Annotated in this window: 16 protein-coding genes; 9 read left to right on the forward strand and 7 right to left on the reverse strand. The window is 65.7% G+C overall.

The window, feature by feature from the left end:
- The 5 genes from QRN07_RS18415 to QRN07_RS18435 all read right to left on the reverse strand — a co-directional run.
- On the reverse strand, positions 1-589 hold a 589-nt coding region (locus QRN07_RS18415; RefSeq protein WP_285241839.1), incomplete at its 3' end, for an amino acid permease.
- 76 nt (positions 590-665) lie between these two features.
- The gene (locus QRN07_RS18420) at positions 666-1,598 is read right to left on the reverse strand and encodes a glutaminase (protein WP_285241840.1); all 933 of its coding nucleotides are present in this window, start codon (positions 1,596-1,598) and stop codon (positions 666-668) included.
- A complete protein-coding gene (locus QRN07_RS18425; RefSeq protein WP_285241841.1) occupies positions 1,595-3,193 on the reverse strand; it encodes a PucR family transcriptional regulator in 1,599 nt (532 codons plus the stop codon). The genes QRN07_RS18420 and QRN07_RS18425 overlap by 4 nt, the downstream gene beginning before the upstream one ends.
- Before the next feature lie 210 nt (positions 3,194-3,403).
- Entirely contained in the window at positions 3,404-5,152 is a 1,749-nt protein-coding gene (locus QRN07_RS18430) for an ABC transporter ATP-binding protein (protein ID WP_285241842.1), read from the reverse strand.
- Between the two features lie 48 nt (positions 5,153-5,200).
- Positions 5,201-6,052 (reverse strand): sugar phosphate isomerase/epimerase family protein, encoded by an 852-nt coding sequence (locus QRN07_RS18435; protein ID WP_285241843.1) that lies wholly within the window; start codon positions 6,050-6,052, stop codon positions 5,201-5,203.
- 103 nt (positions 6,053-6,155) lie between these two features.
- Here QRN07_RS18435 and QRN07_RS18440 point away from each other — a divergent pair, with 103 nt between their 5' ends.
- The 7 genes from QRN07_RS18440 to QRN07_RS18470 all read left to right on the forward strand — a co-directional run bounded on the left by QRN07_RS18440 (position 6,156) and on the right by QRN07_RS18470 (position 14,810).
- A complete protein-coding gene (locus tag QRN07_RS18440; protein WP_285241844.1) occupies positions 6,156-7,310 on the forward strand; it encodes a substrate-binding domain-containing protein in 1,155 nt (384 codons plus the stop codon).
- Positions 7,311-7,468: 158 nt separating this feature from the next.
- The gene (locus QRN07_RS18445) at positions 7,469-8,782 is read left to right on the forward strand and encodes an ABC transporter substrate-binding protein (RefSeq protein WP_285241845.1); all 1,314 of its coding nucleotides are present in this window, start codon (positions 7,469-7,471) and stop codon (positions 8,780-8,782) included.
- A gap of 54 nt (positions 8,783-8,836) precedes the next feature.
- Positions 8,837-9,784 (forward strand): carbohydrate ABC transporter permease, encoded by a 948-nt coding sequence (locus tag QRN07_RS18450; RefSeq protein ID WP_285241846.1) that lies wholly within the window; start codon positions 8,837-8,839, stop codon positions 9,782-9,784.
- Entirely contained in the window at positions 9,781-10,707 is a 927-nt protein-coding gene (locus QRN07_RS18455) for a carbohydrate ABC transporter permease (RefSeq protein WP_285241847.1), read from the forward strand. The genes QRN07_RS18450 and QRN07_RS18455 overlap by 4 nt, the downstream gene beginning before the upstream one ends.
- Positions 10,704-11,717: a hydroxyacid dehydrogenase gene (locus tag QRN07_RS18460; RefSeq protein WP_285241848.1), complete on the forward strand. Its 1,014-nt coding sequence runs from the start codon at positions 10,704-10,706 to the stop codon at positions 11,715-11,717. The genes QRN07_RS18455 and QRN07_RS18460 overlap by 4 nt, the downstream gene beginning before the upstream one ends.
- A gap of 124 nt (positions 11,718-11,841) precedes the next feature.
- On the forward strand, positions 11,842-13,857 hold the full coding sequence (locus QRN07_RS18465) for an outer membrane protein assembly factor BamB family protein (protein WP_285241849.1): 2,016 nt from the start codon (positions 11,842-11,844) through the stop codon (positions 13,855-13,857).
- The gene (locus QRN07_RS18470) at positions 13,857-14,810 is read left to right on the forward strand and encodes an ROK family protein (RefSeq protein ID WP_285241850.1); all 954 of its coding nucleotides are present in this window, start codon (positions 13,857-13,859) and stop codon (positions 14,808-14,810) included. The genes QRN07_RS18465 and QRN07_RS18470 overlap by 1 nt, the downstream gene beginning before the upstream one ends.
- A gap of 25 nt (positions 14,811-14,835) precedes the next feature.
- Here QRN07_RS18470 and QRN07_RS18475 read toward each other — a convergent pair whose 3' ends face one another.
- Together QRN07_RS18475 and QRN07_RS18480 are read right to left on the reverse strand one after the other, a co-directional pair.
- The gene (locus tag QRN07_RS18475) at positions 14,836-16,866 is read right to left on the reverse strand and encodes an outer membrane protein assembly factor BamB family protein (RefSeq protein WP_285241851.1); all 2,031 of its coding nucleotides are present in this window, start codon (positions 16,864-16,866) and stop codon (positions 14,836-14,838) included.
- A 133-nt stretch (positions 16,867-16,999) separates the two neighbouring features.
- On the reverse strand, positions 17,000-17,494 hold the full coding sequence (locus tag QRN07_RS18480; protein ID WP_235504692.1) for a MarR family winged helix-turn-helix transcriptional regulator: 495 nt from the start codon (positions 17,492-17,494) through the stop codon (positions 17,000-17,002).
- A gap of 97 nt (positions 17,495-17,591) precedes the next feature.
- Here QRN07_RS18480 and QRN07_RS18485 point away from each other — a divergent pair, with 97 nt between their 5' ends.
- Both QRN07_RS18485 and QRN07_RS18490 read left to right on the forward strand, forming a co-directional pair.
- Positions 17,592-18,632 (forward strand): LLM class flavin-dependent oxidoreductase, encoded by a 1,041-nt coding sequence (locus tag QRN07_RS18485; protein WP_285241852.1) that lies wholly within the window; start codon positions 17,592-17,594, stop codon positions 18,630-18,632.
- A 44-nt stretch (positions 18,633-18,676) separates the two neighbouring features.
- Positions 18,677-19,051, forward strand: coding sequence for a DoxX family protein (locus QRN07_RS18490; protein WP_050685009.1), 375 nt, complete (start codon positions 18,677-18,679; stop codon positions 19,049-19,051).
- Positions 19,052-19,251 lie beyond the last annotated feature (200 nt).

Genomic DNA, 19,251 nt, shown 5'->3' on the forward strand with positions numbered 1-19,251 from the left:
CGACCTTGATCAGGGCGAACCAGAATTCCATCTCGCCAAAGACCTTCACCGAGACCAGGTTCAGGGCCAGGACCACCACCAGGGCGATCAGGGCCCAGGCCCACTGCGGGACCGCACCCATCCAGGGGACGTAGTTGCCGAAGAAGTTCATGTAGATCGCGGCGGCGGTGATGTCCACGATGGTGGTGGTGGCCCAGTTGATCCAGTAGAACCAGCCGGAAACAAACGCGGCTTTTTCGCCGAAGAACTCCCGGGCGTAGGAAACGAAGGAACCGGACGAGGGCCGGTGCAGCACGAGTTCGCCCAGGGCACGCAGGATCAGGAACGCGAAGAAACCACACACCGCGTAGGCGATCACCAGCGACGGGCCGGCCTCGGCCAAGCGGCCACCGGCACCCAGGAACAGGCCGGTACCGATCGCACCGCCAATGGCGATCATCTGGATCTGCCGCGGCTTCAGGTTCTTGTGGTAACCCGTGTCCTCAGCGTGCAGGGACGACTCGGTCGCATGGGCATGGCCACCATCAATCAGGTGGTCGGGGACAGCGCTGCGCTCCTGAACAACCTCGTCTTTGGGGTTGATAGGCATGGGTGATCCTTTCGGTGGGGTGATGGTGAAGCGTTGTGGGGGGGGAAAGTAGTTGCGGGGCTGCGCAGCCCGGCGTTTAAAACACGGACCAGCCGGTGCGGTCCGAAAGGTCGGCCAGGGCGGCGGTGCCGGCCAGCGAATTGCCCTTAGCGTCCAGCCGGGGGCTCCAGACGCAGATGGCACATTCGCCTGGCACAATCACCAGGATCCCGCCGCCCACGCCGCTTTTTCCGGGCAGGCCAACCCGGTAGGCGAACTCCCCGGCGGCGTCATACATGCCGCAGGTGAGCATGATGGAGCCGATGCGTTTCGCTTCGCTGGGAGAGACCACGGGGCCGTGGGCCCCGTGGCCGTCGCGGGCCAGGAAAAGCCCCGCTTTGGCGAGTTCCACGCAGCTCATCATGATGGAGCATTGCCGGACATAGTTCTCCACCACTGATTCCGCCGGCCGCGCCAGGTTGCCAAAATCCTTGAGGAAATGCGCCAGGGCCAAGTTGCGGCTGCTGCTGGAAAGCTCGCTGGCCGCAGCCTCCTCATCGATGAACGGCCTCTCGCTGCCCGCCTCTGCGGTGAGGAACCGCAACAGCCGGGTGGCGGCGTCGGGCGTTTCCTTCATCAGGTGGTCCGTCACCACCAGGGCGCCGGCGTTGATAAAAGGGTTCCGCGGGATGCCATGCTCCACTTCCAGCTGGACCAGGGAGTTGAACGGGGTACCGGACGGCTCCCGGAGCACGCGGGACCACAAGGTTCCCGGGCCGTCCCCCCGGAGGGCCATGGCCAGGGTGAACACCTTGGAGATGCTTTGGATGGAGAACGGAACGCAGGCATCGCCGGAACTGAACAGCTCACCGGACGTGGTGGCAACCGCGATCCCGAACCTGTTGAACGGTACCGCCGCCAGGTGCGGGATGCTGGCCGGGACTGAACCGCTCTCCCGTTGCGGCGTGTGGCTGCGGACAATGTCGTCCAGTAACGGGCCCAACGGAGGTGCCTCGAGTGCGGTGGTCATTTCCTGCCTAAAAGTTCTTTGTGTGTGCCGGCCCATTCCTGGATGTGGAGCAGGGCCACCAACGCATCCCGGGGGTTGCCAAAATCCAGGCCGGTCAGGCGGGATGCCTTGCTGATCCGGTAATAGACGGTGTTTTTGTGGAGCTTCATCCTGGCGGCGCACGCTGCCACATCAAGGGCTGCCTCAAAATATGCGTGCAGGGTTTCGGCAAGTTCCCCGCCTTCGCGCAGCAACGCGGAAAGGCTGCGGTGACGGAACGTTGAGGACGTGAAATTGTGGACTGCTTCGCGGAAGAGGATTTCGGCTTCAAAGTCGTCCACGCTGGCAACGTGCGCGTCCCGGGACGTGCCGACGCAGCCAAGCAGGGCCCCGGTGATACGGGTGGTTGAGTGCAGCGACAGCAGGTCCGGGACCACCGGACCCACGGCGGCGAACGGCCGGAGGCCAAGGTGCTTGCCAGCGTCCCGGACGATCGATTCAGCCAGGCTGCGCAGCCCAAGTTCCGCGGCGGCGGACTGCAGGCCAGGGACAATCACCGCGGTGTCGCCCTTGAACTGGCCCACGATCGCGGAGGCTTTGTACGCGGCGGCATGAATGGATGCCAGGTTGGCCAGCTCGCCGTGCTTCAGCGCCGCGTCGTCGGCCTGCGCCTCGGCATCAGAGATCCCCAACAGGATCAAGGCCGCCGGACGGTCAGCGGGGATCTTCTCGCTGTGGGCGCTGGCCGCGGCTTCCGCCGGGCCGGACAGGATCCGGGCCACCCGGTCTTCGCGCATGTGCACGGACTGCTGGTTGCGGTAGCGGATCAGCTCGGCCGAGGCCCTGGCGGCGGATCCGTTGAGGACATAGTCAACGTCCGCGCCGAACCCCGCCCCGGTTTCCTGGAGCCAGATGTACCCCATGATCCGGTCCCCGGCGAACAGCGTGATGGCCACGCGTTCCCGCAGCCCGTCCTGCGGCCGGGCCGGCACCCGCACCGGCAGCCGGGTCCGGTGCAGTTCCCGGTACGCGCCCAGGTCCTTGAGCAGCAGTTCATATTTCCGCGGACCGCGCCGGGTAAGGATGGAAGCCTTGCGCAGCTCATCGATGTCGTTGGAAACAGTGGAGTAGGCCAGCACCTTGTTGGCGGCGTCTTCGATGAGCACGTGGCTGGAGGTGAGCCGGGCCGTGGTCTGGGCGATTGCAAACAGATCCTCTTCCAGCAGGGTCAGCACTTCGCTCTGGTAGCTGCGGGGCTGGATCCGGTCCTTGGCGATGGACAGCAGGCGGTCCCAGTCAGCCGACGGATCCACCAGGAGCAGGCCGGTGCCCGCATCGCGGAGCAGCTCTTCGGCTTCGATCAGCTCGTCCCGGTTGCCCTTAACGGCAATCACCGGCGGAGGATTCTTCACCAGCCGCCGCAGCGCGGGCAGGGCCGACCGGCCGCGGACACCGATCAGCAGCACAAAGGCCGCGCCGCCGTCGGACGTCTCATCATCGGCGTCCACGATCAGGAACCGTTCAATGGCGGAGCCGGCCGGGACAGGCCTGAGGACCAGGGTGGCGAAACCCACGGGGAGATCCGAGAGGATGTCGTCCACCGTCACCGCTGCCATGGGTTTCCTTCTGCGTCGAACTGGCCGGACGGCTCTGTCCGGACACCTCATGCTACCGAGGCGGGCGCCCCCAAAATATGGGCGGGAGCCCAAAGGCGGTGGCAGCTTTTCGGTCTACGGACCAAGTTCGCAGGGTTCCCTGGGCGTCGGGTGCCTCGCACCGGGCCACAGCCAGCCAGGATCCGCCAGTGCCGGACATCGGCGCCGGGCTCAGACCGCCTCCTCCGCCGAGAGCTGGGAGGAAACAATCTCCCGGTACGTCTCCGAGTTCGCCAGCAGCTCACTGTGCGTTCCGCGCCCCACGATCGTGCCGTCGTCGAGCACTAAAATCTGGTCCGCGTCCACAATGCTGGAGACCCGCTGGGCGATGACCACCAGCGTGGCGCCGGCGGTGTTCCGGTGCAGCGCCTGCCGCAGCCGGGCGTCCGTGCCGGTGTCCAGCGAGGAAAACGAGTCATCAAAAATGAACAGCTCGGGCCGTTTCACCAGCGCCCGCGCAATGGCCAGCCGCTGCCGCTGCCCGCCGGAAACGTTGGTGCCGCCCTGGCTGATGGGCGCATCCAGCCCGCCCTCCATCCGTTCCACAAAGTCCCGCGCCTGCGCCGTTTCCAGCGCTGCCCAGCACTCCTCCTCGCTGGCGTCCGGCTTGCCGTACTGCAGGTTGCTGCGCACCGTGCCGCTGAACAGGTAGGGCCGCTGCGGCACCAGGCCGATGTGCCCCCACAACTGGTCCGGATGCAGTTCACGCACATCCACGCCGTCCATCCGCACGGACCCGGACGTGGCGTCAAAGAGCCGGGGCATCAGGTTCACCAGCGTGGTCTTCCCGGCCCCGGTGCTGCCGATGATCGCCGTGGTCTGCCCCGCCCGCGCGGTGAAGCTGATCCCGGACAGGACCGGCTGCTCGGCACCCGGGTAGGAGAAGCCGACGTCGGCCATTTCCAGTTCCGCGCCCCGCACACCATCCTGCCGTTCCCGGCGGTCCATGGGCCGGGCAGGCGGCCGGACGCTGGACGTGGTGCCCAGCACCTCGCCGATCCGGTCCGCGGACACCGCCGCCCGCGGAATCATCACGGCCATAAACGTGGCCATCATAACGGACATCAGGATCTGCATCAGGTAGCTCAGGAAGGCGATGAGGGTGCCCACCTGCATGGACCCGTCCTGGATCCGGAAGGACCCGAACCAGATCACCGCCACACTCGAGACGTTCAGCACCAGCATCACCACCGGGAATGCGAGCGCCATCAGCCGGCCGGCCCGCAACGCCGTGTCCGTCACGTCCTCGTTGGCGCGGGCAAACCGGGCCGTCTCGATGTCCTCCCGGACAAAGGAACGCACCACCCGGATGCCTGTGAGCTGCTCGCGGAGCACCCGGTTCACGGTGTCGATCCGCTTCTGCATCTGCCGGAACAGCGGCACCATCCGCATGGTGATCAGGCCCACGGCGATCAGCAGCACCGGGACACTGACGGCAATCAGCCAGGACAGCTGGACGTCCTGCCGGACCGCCATGACCACCCCGCCGATACTCAGCATGGGCGCCGTCACCAGCATGGTGGCGCTCATCAGCACCAGCTGCTGGACCTGCTGGACGTCGTTGGTGGACCGGGTGATCAGGCTGGCAGCCCCGAATCTGGTGACTTCCTGCTCGGAGAATTCACCTACCCTGGTGAAGATGGCGCCGCGGAGGTCACGGCCCACACCCATGGCCGCTTTGGCCGCGAAGTACACGGCGACGATGGAGCAGGCGATCTGCGCCAGCGTGATCACCAGCATCACCGCGCCCAGTCCCAGGATGAACCCGGTATCGCCCTTCGCCACACCCTCATCGATGATGTCCGCGTTCAGGGTGGGCAGGTACAGCGACGCAATGGACTGCGCCAGCTGGAAAACGACGACGGCGGCCAGCAGCCTGCGGTGCGGCCGCAGGTATTCAACAAGCAGTTTCCACAGCATCCAACGGTCCTCAAAAAGACTCAGGCTCGCAATGAACCGAAGGTCAGTTTACGACCGCAGGCTGGGTGTTGAGGTGGGGTGCGGCAGGAAAATTCGGCCAGGTTCTCCTGCTTCGTCCTGGCTGATGGACGTATCCGCCGACGGGGTGGCGGCCAGCAGGCCGTGCAGAGCCGCAGCATCCGCGATGACGTTCTCCGGCGCGTCCCCCGCCACAAACTCCAGCATGATCTCCAGGTCCCTGTTGGCTGACCTGAGGATGTCCACCGCACCCTGCCACAGGTTGCTTCGCGCAACCAGCGAAAGCCGCTCGGTGGCGGGCCACCAGGAGAAAGCGTGGACCCCAACCACGTGGTCCAGGACCAGCCGAAGGGATGCGAGGGCCGCCTGGTCCGTCAGGCCGACCGCGGGCTGCCAGTAGGTACCCACGCCGGGCCGGTCCACCCGGTGGAGAAGGTCCAAGGTGGTTTCCGGGGAATCCGTCAGGGTGCCGCCGTGGTATTCGAAGGCCAGGCTGACGCCCCGCGCCGCAGCCAGCGCGGCGACCCGATGGGTATCCTCGATGACGCCGTCCCACTGTGCAGCTGTGGCATCAGCAGAGCCTGCGTCCCCGGCCCAGATCCGGATCCTGGGTGCGCCGAGTTCCGTGGCGAGGGCCAGAACGTCCGCAAAATTACCGAACGACCCGGCCCGGTAGTAGGACCCCAGGGACATAACGCGCAGCCCGGCGGCCAGCGTTGCGCTGCGCGCACCGGCTGCCGAGCCGGCGTCGTGGACATGGACATCCGATCCCCATTCAATCCCGGCCAGCCCGGCAGCGGCGGCGGTTCGGGCCACGGCATCAATATCCACCGCGCGGAGGGTCACGGAACAGAGTCCCGGGCGCAGTAACGCCTCTGCCATGGTTCATTCCTCCTGTTGAGCGGGCTGCTTGACTCCCCACCGTATGTTGGGTGTAGTTCATTGTGAACAATACGAACAAAAATAAACACAGAGGGGTGTGCACGTGCTGACTGATGACAGGCAGAACCAGATCCTGCGTGAGCTGGCGCTCCGGGGGTCAATCAACGCAGCCGAGTTTGCGCGGCGGATGGGGATCTCCGGGATGACAGTGCGGCGTGACCTGGCGTTACTCGACGCCCAGGGCCTGCTGCAGCGGGTCCACGGCGGGGCTGTTGCCTTGGCCGGACCGGCCCGGAGTCCTGCCGGCCAGGGTCGGGGAAACAACGCCCCCTCAAACCGCGAGGGAAGAACCATGGCTCCGGCCGGCCGCAACGCGCCGATCCCGGCGAAGCAGCGCCCGCTGGCCACCATCGGCATGATCGTACCCACCGCCCGGTATTACTTTCCGGGGATCATCAGGGGCGCCGAGGCCGCCGCCCAGGAGCTGGGCGTCCGGCTGGTTCTGGGCGTCTCGAACTACTCTGCCGCCGAGGAGCAGCGCCAAATCCAGCGGCTGCTCAAGAGCGGCGTGGACGGGCTCCTGGTGACCCCCAGCGGCGAGTCGCTGGCGGGCACCCCCACCCTGGACCTCCTGGCCTCAGCAGACGTGCCCGTGGTGATCATCGAACGCTCCATTGACGGGGTGCTGGATGAGGGCCGGCTGGAGTCGGTCCGCAGCGACCACGCCCGCGGGGCCGAACTCGCCGTCAACCACCTGGTATCGCTGGGGCACCGGAAAATAGCGCTCTGTGTCCGCGAAAGCAGCCCCACGTCCTCACCGGTCAGCGAAGGGTATCGCAAGGCGATGCAGGCTGCGGGCCTGCCGCATGATCCTGCCATGACCCGCGCCATCACCCTCTCGGCCACCGATCCTGAGACGCTCCGCCACGAGCTGGACAGCATTGTTGGCAGTTTCACCGACGCCGGCGCCACGGCCGCGATCGTCCACAACGACGAGGACGCGCTGATGTTTGCTGACCTGTGCGAGGCGCGGGGGCTCCACGTTCCGGGGGACCTGGCGCTGGTGGCGTACGACGACGAGATCGCCTCTTTCGGCAGCGTCCCCATGAGCGCGGTGGCCCCGCCAAAATTCGACGTCGGGTACCACGGGGTGCAGATGTGCCTGAACCGGCTGGGCCCGCGGCGGGTTTCGAGCCTGGCCCTGCAGCGCGTCATTCTCTCCCCCACCCTGGTGGTCAGGGACTCCACGGCCAGCTGATCAGGACGCAGGATCCTGGTCGGCAAAGAAGCGAACATCCACCGATGTTCACTACTGTTCAGTTCGTTGGCTTTGTTCAACTTTGCGTGTTTCATTGAAATACACCATGTGGCACCGGCCACATCCCACCTTCGCATCGTGGATTTCAAAGGAGAACAATGAAGCGTCGCAATCTTCTCGTCGGGGCCGCCAGCCTGGCCAGCAGCGCACTGCTGCTGGCAGCCTGCGGAACCGGGCCCGGCACATCCACTGCCCCCACACCCGCTGCAGACCCGTCAGGCAGCATCACCTTCTGGTCATCACTGGCCGGCATGGACAAGGTGGCTGCAGCGTTCAACGCGAGCCAAAGCAAGATCAAAGTCACGTTTGAAACGATCCCCAACGCCGACAGCGGCGGCTATGCCAAGCTGTCCACCGCCATCACGGCAGGGAACGGCCCCGATGTCTCCACCATCGAATACCCCCAGCTGCCGCAGTTCGTCAGCAACGGGCAGGTGCAGCCCCTGGACGGCCTGATCGACAAGTCAGCCACCGTGGACAAGCTCGCCGGCGAGATCCGGAGCATGGTCCAGTTCGGCGACAAGACCTACGGCCTGCCGTATGACGCGGCTCCGATGGTGATGTACTACCGCCAGGACATGCTGGCCAAGGCCGGGGTGGAGGTTCCCAGGACCTGGCAGGAATTCGAGGATGCGGCAAAGAAGCTGAAAGCCGTTGCCCCGGACTCCTACCTGGCAAGCTTCAACCCCAACCAGGTCCCGGCAACAGCCGGTCTGGCCTGGCAGGCAGGTGCGAAGTGGTTCGGCACCTCTGACGACAGCTGGGAGGTGGGGGTGAACGACGAGGCCACCCGGAAGGTGGCCGGCTACTGGCAGAAGCTCATTGACAACAAACTGGTCAAGGTCAGCCAGGCCTTCAGCGACGAGTGGAGCCTGGACCTGGCCAACAGCACGGTTGTGGGCGTCATCGGTGCCAACTGGAGCGCCACCGGGATCCAGAAACGGACAGAGGCCAGCGGCCAAAAGGGGCAGTGGATCGCCGCCGAAATGCCCAACTGGGGCACCCCGGCAGGCGCCTTCTTTGGTGGATCCAGTTTCAATGTCACCAAAAGCAGCAAGAACCCGGCAGCTGCAGCCAAGTTCGTCGAGTTCCTCACCACCAACCAGGAAGCCATCAAGGCCCGGGGGAACACGGGTTCCGCCTTCCTGGCCTATCCCGGCCTGACACCGGTAGCGCAGCAGGCCTACGACGCCAGCTACTTCGGTAACGACATCTACGACGTGTTCGAAAAGGCCTACGCCACCGTCAGCCCGGGCTGGCAGTGGGGCCCCAGCTGGGACCTCACCAACACCGCGCTCAAAGACGCCTACGGCAACCTCGGCACCGGCGGCACGGTCCCCACAGCGCTTGATACCGCCCAGAAGGCCACCGTGGCCGGGCTGGAACAGGCCGGACTTTCCGTCAAACAGTAGCTTCGCCCCTGGGCTGCCTCTCCGGAGGCAGCCCAGCCAGTTTAGGAGATCATCATGGCCATACAGGCCCCTACTGCTGTTCCGCAGCCCGCTGCACCGCAGCGCAGGCGCAGTACCGCCTCCGGCACGGGCGGGCGGACAGCAGCCCTCTTCCTCGTCCCGTTTTTTGCCGTCTTTGCAATCGCCATGGTGGCCCCGGTCATCTACGCCATCGTGCTCAGTTTCTACGCACAGCAGAAGTCCGGACTTGGCTTCGGGGAAGCCAAAACCTCTTTCGTTGGCTTCGAGAACTACCTGCAGGTCCTTGAATCCGAGTCCTTCGTCACCGGCATTGCCCGGCTTGGCCTGTACTGCGCGATCTACATTCCCTGCATGGTGGGCGGCGCCGTTGTGTTCGCGCTCCTCCTTGACGCCACCGTGGCGCGGGCACGGAAGCTGTTCCAGCTGCTCGTCTTCCTGCCCCACGCCGTACCCGGCGTAATCGCCGCCCTCATCTGGGCCTACCTGTACACGCCGGGCATCAGCCCTGTGGTCCAGGCGCTCCAGGGCGGCGGGATCCAGGTCAACTTCCTCGATGCCCACATGGTCCTGCCGGCGATCGTCAATATCGGTGTCTGGGAGTGGACGGGCTACAACGTCATCATCCTCTTCACCGCACTGCAGGCCGTCCCACGGGAAATCCTGGAAGCCGCCCGGGTGGACGGGGCAGGGGAAATCCGGGCCGCCGTGAGCATCAAGTTCCCGCTCATCCTGCCCGCGCTGAGCGTCATTATGCTCTTCACCATCATCGGCACCCTGCAGCTCTTCACCGAACCCTCCATCATCGCCAAGGCCACCCCGTCCATCACCAGCACCTGGGTGCCCAACATGTGGGCCTACGACGCGGCCTTCATCCGGCACAACCTCAACCAGGCTGCGGCTGCCTCGATCATCATCGCCGCACTCGCTGCGTTCCTTTCCCTGGTGGTCACCCGCTTCAGTTCCAGGATGAACAAATCATGAGCACAAAGACCCTTCCCGCCCTCCGGACCAAGACGCCCAGGACCATGCCAAGGAAACCCGCCCAGCGTCAGGACACCGTGGCAGGCCACGGAGGTTTTGCCAGCAAGCTGACGGTCAACGGGCTGCTGGTGGTGGGCTCCCTCTATATGGTGGTCCCGGTCCTCTGGCTCCTGTTCGCCTCCACCAAAAACGCTGCGGACCTTTACGGCACCAGCGCCTACGCCCTGGGCAACTTTGCCCTGTTCGAGAACATCGCCGCCGTGGCGGCCCAGGACGGCGGAGTGTTCTTCCGCTGGATGGCCAACTCCATCCTTTACGCCGGCGTCGGCGCCGTAGTGGGCAGCCTCATCTCCGTGATGGCCGGCTACGCGTTCGACAAGTTCAACTTCCGCTGGAAGGACTCGCTGTTCGGGTTTGTGCTGGTGGGTGTGCTGATCCCCAATACGGCGACAGTGCTCCCCATGTATCTGCTCGCCTCGGTGGTGGGCATGACCAACACCATCTGGGCGGCCCTGATCCCGGTCCTCTGCAACCCCTTCGGCGTGTACCTGGCCCGCGTCTACGCCGCATCCTATGTTCCCTCGGAAACGCTGGAGGCAGCACGGGTGGACGGCGCCGGTCCCATCAGGTCCTTCTTCGCCCTTGGCCTGCCCATGATGATGCCGGGCTACATCACCATCGCCCTGTTCCAGTTCGTGGGCGTGTGGAACAACTTCATGCTTCCCCTGGTGATGCTGCAGGACCAGCAACTCCTCCCGGTCAGCGTGGGCATCTCCATCTGGCAGGGCTACGCCGTCCCCCAGCCCGAGTTTGTTCCCCTGGTGATCACCGGATCATTGCTCTCCATCATTCCGTTGCTGGTGGCTTTCATCATGCTGCAGCGTTTCTGGAAGTCCGGACTAACCACAGGAGCCGTCAAATGAGCAGGGAAACACTGAACGTCGCCCTGGCCATGGGCCCCGGCGTCGCGTCCCGGATCTTCTCGGCCGGGCACCTGGAATCCCTGCCGGCAGGCCTGCGGCTCCTGAACCATGAACCCATGGAGGAATTCAGCTCCCGGCGTTCGCTGGCGTTACTGGCCGAGACAGATATCCTCCTCACCGGCTGGAACTGCGCAAGGGTGGATGCAACCGTTTTGGATGCCGCACCGCGCCTGCGCCACATCCTGCATGCCGGCGGCACGGTCAAAAACCATGTTGACGGTGCCTGTTGGGCCCGCGGTGTCCAGGTCAGCACGGCAGCTGAAGCCAACGCCATCCCCGTAGCGGAATACACGCTGGCCATGATCCTGCTCGCCAACAAACGGGTCCTGCAGATCGCGGGCACCTTGCACCGCGAGAAGGCACCGGTGGAACCGGATGGCCTGTTTCCGGACATGGGCAACTACGGCAAACGGGTGGGCATCATTGGCGCATCAAAAATCGGCAGGCATGTCATCCGTCTGCTCCAGCCGTTCGAACTGGACATTGTGGTGGCCGATCCGTTCCTGTCCGCTGATGAGGCCAAGGTCCTGGGCGTGAGGGCGGTAGGGCTCGAGGAACTGATGGAGACCAGCAACGTGGTGTCGCTGCATGCTCCCTCGCTGCCGTCCACGCTGGACCTGGTCAACGCCGGACTCATTGCGCGAATGCGCACCGGAACCACGTTCATTAACACCGCCCGCGGAGAGCTGGTGGACCAGGAAGCCCTTTTGGCCCGGTTGGAACGGCACGAACTTTTTGCCGTCCTGGACGTCACCACACCCTGGGTCCTGCCCCCGGACTCGCGTTTCTACGCCAACCCCAACGTCCTGCTCACCCCGCACCTCGCCGGGTCCCTCGGCACCGAGTTGGAACGGCTGGCGGCCACGGCCCTTGCCGAGGCCCAGCGCATTTCCCAAGGTGAGCCGCTGCGCTTCCCCGTCCAGGACGAAGACCTGGCCTTCACCGCCTGACCCACCCCGCCGCCGTCGTCCGCATCATGGCCGGTACCACCGGCCCTGTTATCGGCGCGCAAAAAAGTACGACGGCGGCCCCCGCCTCTGCCCTTCACCTCCCCTTCAAAACAAAGGAAGTTCAATGCAGATCTCCCATCCCAGCAGGCGTTCCGTCCTCCAGGCGGGCGGCGCAGCCGGCCTGGCCGCAGCGTTGGGCCTGACCGCATCCGGGCCCGCCACCGCAGCACCGGCGAAGGCCGGCAGCACCGAAATCACCGACCTCGGACCGGCAGTGGTCCAGTTCTCGCTGATGAGTTCCCTCCTGGTGGGCGACATCGCCTACATCGGGTCCCGCAATCTCGATCCCGTCCGGATCGTCGCCTTCCACGTGCCTACGGGCAAAGTAGTGGGTGAGACCGTGGTGGCCACGGGCTACAGCATCCAGACCCTGGCCGCCGATCCGGCCGGCCGCTACTTGTACGCCGGTGTCCTGCAGAAGTCCGGCGGCCCACAGCCGAACCTCTACCGCTGGGACCTGGCCACCCTGTCCGCGCCGGCAACACCGATCGGCCAGATCGGCGACCGCGACGTGCGCGACCTCAGCGTGTCACCCGACGGACGGCTCTACGCAGTGGGCGGCGGCAACCCGGGCGCGCCAGCGCTGTGGGAGTACAACCCCGCCACCGGCCAGGTCAGCAACCTGGGCATTCCCGACGCCGGCGCCACCCTGGCCCGCGCGGTTGCGGCAACGGACGCCACCGTGTTCTTCGGCGCCGGCAGTACCCTCAATGGCGGCGGCAGTGCGGGCCGCGCGTGCCTCTACGCCTACAGCCGCGCCACCCAAACCTTCGCGCAGGTCACCCCTGCGGAGATGCTGGCCGATCCCAGCATCCGTGAACTGGCCATCCTTGGAGACAAGCTCCTGGTCGGTTCCGCCGCGTCCACGCAGCAGTCCAAAATCGCGTTGCTGGACTTGGCCAACCCGTCCTCCTACTCGGTGGCCACGTCCATCGGCAAGACCGCCAAGAACTTCACCAGCATCGGCGACCAGGTGTACTTCGCCAACGAAACCGGCCTGTGCACCTTTTCACCCGCCACGAATTCGATCGCCCAGCTGACACTCAACGGCCCGTCCCTCGGCGAGATCTGGGGTGTGGACGCACGGAACAACAGGATCCTGGCCACCTCGGGTTACGGCTTCGTGGCCGAGATCGATCCCGGCACGGGAACCATGGTCGTCACCGACCTTGGCGAAGCCGGGGCCTCCGCCACTCCCCAGACGGTCATGGGCATTGCCGCAGGCGCGGGTTACGCCTACGTCGGGGGGAACGGAGTGATCGCCCGTCACTCGCTCGCCACCGGCGGGGTGGCCAACCTGAACGCCCCGGGTGAGGCCAAGGACGCCGTCATTGTGGGCGGTGTCCTCTACACGGGCCAGTACAGCTCGCAGGGCATCTGGACGTACGATCCGCTCAGTGGCCAGCCGATCCACCAGGCCGCCGATTTCCCGGGCGCGCAGAACCGGCCGCTTGACGTCTGCTGGGACGAGGTCAACCGGCTTGTGCTGGTGGCGGCGCAGTCCGATACGGAGGGCGGGGGGTCCTTCTGGACGTACAACCCCGCCACCGGGGCAAAGCAGTGCTTCATCAACCCGATCGACAACCGCCAGCTCCTGCGCGCCGTGGCCACCAGGGATGGTGTCGCGTTCCTGGGTGGCGGGCTGCCAACCCTGGACGGAGCCGGCACCGTTGTCGCCTTCGACCCGGCGGCCGGCCGCGAACTGTGGCGCCTCGATGCCGGGTCCGGCGCGGGGCTGGCAGCCCTCGCCGTGCAGGGCCGCAACCTGTATGGGCTCACGCGCAAGGGCGGCCTCTTTGTCCTGGACATCCCCACCCGGAAGGTGGTCCACCGGGCAGACATCAGCTCCCTCTCCTACGGTTTTGGGGCCCTGGTGGCCAACAGGGGCGTCATCTATGGGGTCTCGGATACCAACGTGTTCCGCTTCGACCCCAAGTCCTTCGAGGTGTCCACCGTCCTCGCCGATACCGACGGCGGGTGGTACAGCGGGTCCCACATCACCAACGATGAAAACGGGTACCTGTACACGATGCGTGGCCGCAACCTGGTCCGCATTGACGACCACCCCCGGAAGCCGTGATGCCCCGGGGAACCGGGGCGGTGCAGCCCGCTGCGGGGTCCATGCGGATCGGGGTGGACATCGGCGGGACCAAAACCGAAGCGGTGGCAATCGACGAACACAACACCGTCCTCTGCTCGCTGCGGCGGCCAACCGGCCAAGGCAACAGCGGTGTGCTTCGAACGCTCTTCGCGGCAGTTGCCGAACTCCGGGAGGCCGAAATCCTGGCCCCGTACCGGCTGGCCGGGCTGGGAATCGGGGTCCCGGGGGCCGTGGATCCGGCAACGGGGAAGGTATCAAACGCAGTGAACATCGGCGTGGCGGAACTGGAGCTGGGTGCATTGGCGGAAGCCGGGCTCGGGTTAAAGGTCCACGTGGAAAACGATGTGAATGCCGCTGCTCTGGGCGCCCACCACCTGCTCTCCGACCGGACCTGTGCGGACCAGGGGTCCAGCGCCTACCTGAACCTGGGGACGGGCCTTGCTGCAGGGTTGATCAGCAATGGTGGCCTGGTGCGGGGGGCGGCCGGGGCGGCCGGCGAGATTGGCCACCTCCCCCTGGGCATCACGCAGGAGCCCTGCCCCTGCGGCCAGACCGGTTGCCTGGAACTGATCGCTTCCGGCTCAGGCATCGCCCGCCAGTGGACCGGTGACGGCGAATTCCCCGCAGTGTCGCTCTTTGAGCACGCATTGCTTGGTGAGCCGCTGGCGGTTGCGGTCCAGGACAGGTTTTTCCGGGGTGCAGCTGCTGCAATCCGTGTCCTGGGCCTCTCCGTCGATCCTGCCGTGATCTACATCGGCGGTGGTTTAAACGCGTTGGGCGAACCCCTGCTCGAGGGCATCCACAGGGAGTTGGCCCGCACTGCCGGCCTGTCCCCCTTTATCGCCGGCCTGGGCCTGGGCCGCCGCGTCCGGCTGGTCCCGCCCGGACTGCCTATCGGCTCGGCCGGAGCAGCGCTGGCAGCCACCGGTTAGGCAATGTCGCGCAGGGAAGTGGCCCTCACCGGCCACTTCCCTGCCGCCGCAGGCCCTGCACGGCTGCGCCGTCATCAATCCGGACGAGGTTGGGGCCGCGGAGCGTGTAGAGCGCCCCTTGCTCGTCAGCTGTGATGTGCGGTCCGCTGTACCAGCCGCCGTTGATCCCCGCCACCACCACGGAGACGGCGAAAGTCGCCGGGTCGATCCGGAACACGGTGGTGTCGGAGACTCCGTAAACCATCCCCCTGCTGACCGTTAGGGCGCCGAAATCGGTGCACACGCTGCGGAGGTCGCCGGTATGGACCAGCGCCCGGGTTTCCAGGTCGATGACAAACAAACCGGCTGCCCGGCGGGACATGCCGTAAAGGTAACGGCCCTGGATCGCCAGGGCTGCCACCCCTGACGTCTGGCCCGGGTCCAGGCGCCACAGCTCCTGGTTGGTGGTTGGGTCCCACGCCACTACTGTGCTGCGGGGACCGGTGCCGTAGATGTTGTCACCGCCGAGGTAGGCAACACCGTCCTTCGTCGCAACAGCGCGCACCATCTGGAGGGTGTCAATGGGATTGACCTTGGTGGTCACCTGGCCAGTGGCAGGGTTGTAGGCGGCGAAGCAGCCGCCGCCGCCGGTATCGTTCTGGGCGCCTGCAAGAACCAAACCGTTCGTGGCGTCCCAGCAGATGTCGAGCGGCCGGTTCTGGCCTGCCGGCAGCGCGGCAACCTGGTGCGGAAGCTGCCCGGTGGCGGGATCGTAGGCGTAGATTCCCCGTGAGTTGTATTGCCCGGTGTAAAGGATGCCACCCACAACAACAGCGTCCTTGGCCTCGCCGGTGGCGCGGAGATAGGACACCGCCGCCGGGCCTGCCTGGTGCCGCGCGATGGTGCCGGTGCCGCCAACGTAGACGTCGCCCGCACCCGCGGCCAGTCCCATGCACAGCTGCGGACCGCCCGGGGCTCCTGCTCCGGCGAGGTCGTATTTCAGCGCGGTGGCTGTGGCCGGGTTGATGCTGATGACGTCGTAGGACGAACCAGCCACCGCTTGGGATCCGAAGACATCCAGTCCCCAGATGGCTCCCACGTCCTCGGTGAGGATCTGGGTGATCTTCTTGGTTCCGGTGTTGTAGGCCCAGACACCGGGCTCCTTGACGAAGAACACCTGGTTTCCGAGTTGCCGGAACATCACTCCGGTTTTGGGTATAACGGTGTAGTCGGTGTGGTCTGACAGATTGATCAGCACGGACTTTCCCGGTCCCTTGACGCCAACGCCGAGCTGTCCATCGAGAACGTTCAAGGAGGTTACGGACACGCCGGTGGCGACGTCCGCCGGCAGGATGTTCGCTGACATCCTTGTGGCCCGGTCAAAAGCGAACAGCCGGGCGGGGCTCGAACCACTTCCACCGCCCAGGGTGCTGCCGGTTCCGAAATAGACGGTGCTTGCCGTGGCAGCGATGGCTTGGGCAATAGTGGCTCCCGGGTCCGGAACACCCCAGCTGGTGGTGGCGCCGGTGCCGGGATCGTACTCCCACAAGGCCGGCGGATTGGTGGTCTGGCCGCCGCCTGCGGCGTAGACCCTGCCATCCGGAGCGACTGCAAGGGCACGGATGTCACGGTCTCCGGTCTCGGCCACGCCTACCGCGGGCAGGTCCGGTGTGCCAAGGTCCCAGCGGTAGATGTTCGGTTTGCCGTCGATCCCATCACGGAGGACGCCCGCGTACAGGTACCGGCCTGTGGCGTCCGCCGCAAGCGCCTGGATGCTGTAACCCGAACCGAGGTCGGTCCGTGCGGTGATGGTCCCGGTGGGAAGGTGGAACCCTACGATCCGTGCCGGATTCAGGTTGCGGGAGCCGATGTAGACCGTGTCGCCTACCAGTAACGAACTCATCAGGGAGAACTGGACCACTGCGGGTCCCAGGTCGGTGATGGCAGGGCTGTCCGCGGCCAGCCGGCCGGAGTCAGCCATGGCAGTGCCGTCGGCCAGCGCGGCGAAGACAGCGGCGAGGCTCCCGGCGCCTGATGCCTGCAGTAGCCGGCGGCGGTTGAACGTGGCGTTGGCCATGGGAATCTCCTCGTTGAGTTACCTGCGCTGGATGGTCCAGATAGGGAACACTAGCTGCGGCCAGGTTCCGGGGACACCGGTCTGCACAGAACTGAACAGAGGTTGTTGTGGGGCCAGCTGCTGCACTGGCCACTCACTGGGACCTGGTTTCACCGTCCGGCCCGGAAAGGTGGTTCCGCAGTTTGCCGGTAATCCTGCCGAGGTCCGCCAGGTCGTCGGGGGTGAGGGCATCGACGAACAGCTGGCGGATCAGGCGCAGATGCGGGGCCGATGAGGCCCGGAAGAGGCGGGCACCCTCATCGGCAAGCTCCACCACGGCGCCGCGGCTGTCATTGCCGGATTTTTTGCGGTGGATGAGGCCGCGGCTTTCCATCCGGCCCAGGTGGTGGGACAGCCTGCTCCGCTCCCAGCCAATGGCCTCCGCCAGGACCGAGGACCGTAGCCTGCCCTCCTCCGCCTCGCTGAGAGCCAGCAGCACTCCGTAGTCGCCCGGGGAGATACCCGAAGTGGCCTGCAGCCCGGCCGCCATCATCTGGCGGACCACCTCACTGGTTTCCACGTACTCACGCCAAACTGCCAGCTCGCCTGCCGTGGGGCCCCGACGCCCCTGTATGCCGTTCTGATCCACGCGCCCTCCTCGTTGCTTGACATGTCAAGCATAGTGGGGTGATGATTGACGCGTCAATTAACTAATTGACGTATCAATTAAAAGGGCGCGTGACTTCATGATTTTTGGTTTGGACACCTTCGGCGACGTTCCCCTGGACGACGCCGGTAAGCCCGTCAGCCATGCCAGGTCCATCCGCCAGCTGGTGGATGAAGCGGTCCTCGCCGACCAGCTGGGCGTGGACGTTTTCACAGTGGGCGAGCACCACCGCCCGGAGTATTCGGTCTCGAGCCCGGAAACGGTCCTGGCCGGAATGGCCACCGTTACCAAGCGGATCCGTCTGGGCTCCGGGGTGACTGTGCTCAGCTCAGATGATCCGGTGCGCGTCTTCCAGCGTTTTGCCACCGTTGATGCGCTCTCCAACGGCCGTGCGGACGTGATTCTGGGCCGGGGTTCCTTCACCGAGTCCTTCCCGCTGTTTGGGTACGACCTGCAGGACTACAACGTCCTGTTTGAGGAGAAGATCGAGCTTTTCGCCCGGCTCCTCAAGGAAGCACCCGTCACCTGGAGCGGGAGCACGCGGGCCCCGCTGGTGGACGCCGATGTGTACCCCAAGACCAAAGGTGGCCTTAAGACCTGGGTGGGGGTGGGCGGCACGCCGGCCTCCGTGGTGCGGACCGCAAAGTACGGCTTCCCGCTGATGCTGGCCATTATTGGCGGCCAGCCGGAGCGGTTCAGCCCGTTCATCGACCTCTACAAGCGGTCGGCGGGAGAGTTCGGCACCACCGCCTGGCCGGTGGGGATGCACTCCCCCGGCTTCATCGCCGATACCGACAATGAAGCGAAGGAGATCTTCTGGCCCCACTACAAAGTGGTCCGGGACCGCATCGGAGCGCTCCGGGGCTGGCCGCCGGTGCGCCGCGAAGAGTTCGACGCAGAGATCGAACACGGCTCCATGTACATCGGTTCCCCGGACACTGTGGCCAGGAAAATCGCCCGGACCGCGGCAGCCATGGATGTGGGCCGGTTTGACCTGATCTTCACAGCCGGGACCCAACCCATCAGCGCCAGGCTGAAAGCCGTGGAGCTTTACGGCAGCAAAGTAGTCCCCCTGGTCCGCGAGATGCTCGCCGAAAACCCCCGCCCAACGGGGTCCTAACTCCCGCTTTTCCCAGCCCCGCTCACTCCCCCGAAGGACAAACCATGAACATCACCCTCTGGATCATCACCGCACTGCTCGCCCTGGCCTTCCTGGCCGCCGGAGCCATGAAAATTGCGCAGCCCCAAGCAAAGCTGGCCGCCGGCGGACAAGGCTGGGTGGAGGGCTTCTCCGCCGGAGCCGTCAAAGGGATTGGCGGCTTGGAGGTCCTCGCGGCGCTGGGGCTGGTCCTGCCTGCGCTGCTCAACGTCGCCCCCGTCCTGGTTCCCCTGGCCGCAACGGGGTTGTTCCTGCTGATGGTGGGGGCGGCCATCACCCACGCCCGCCGCGGCGAAAAGCCCAACGTTATGGTCAACGCAGTCCTAGGTGTCCTGGCGCTCCTGGTGGCCATCTTCCGGTTCGGGCCCTACGCCTTCTAATACTCCAGACGTGCCCCCGGAGCTGGCCCCTGCGGTCCCGGCCCCGGACGCGAAAGGCGGTCAGGGAATCAGCTTCGATCCAGGTCGGGTTCGCTCAGGTGGTGCCGGCCGGCCAGTTCCCGCCATTGGTCCTCCCGGCCGGGCATTGACTGTTCGAGGAGCCGGGTGAACGAGTCGACCACTGGTGGGCATTGTTATAG

It is taken from the genome of Pseudarthrobacter sp. MEB009 (genome assembly GCF_030208875.1).
GTDB lineage: Bacteria > Actinomycetota > Actinomycetes > Actinomycetales > Micrococcaceae > Arthrobacter.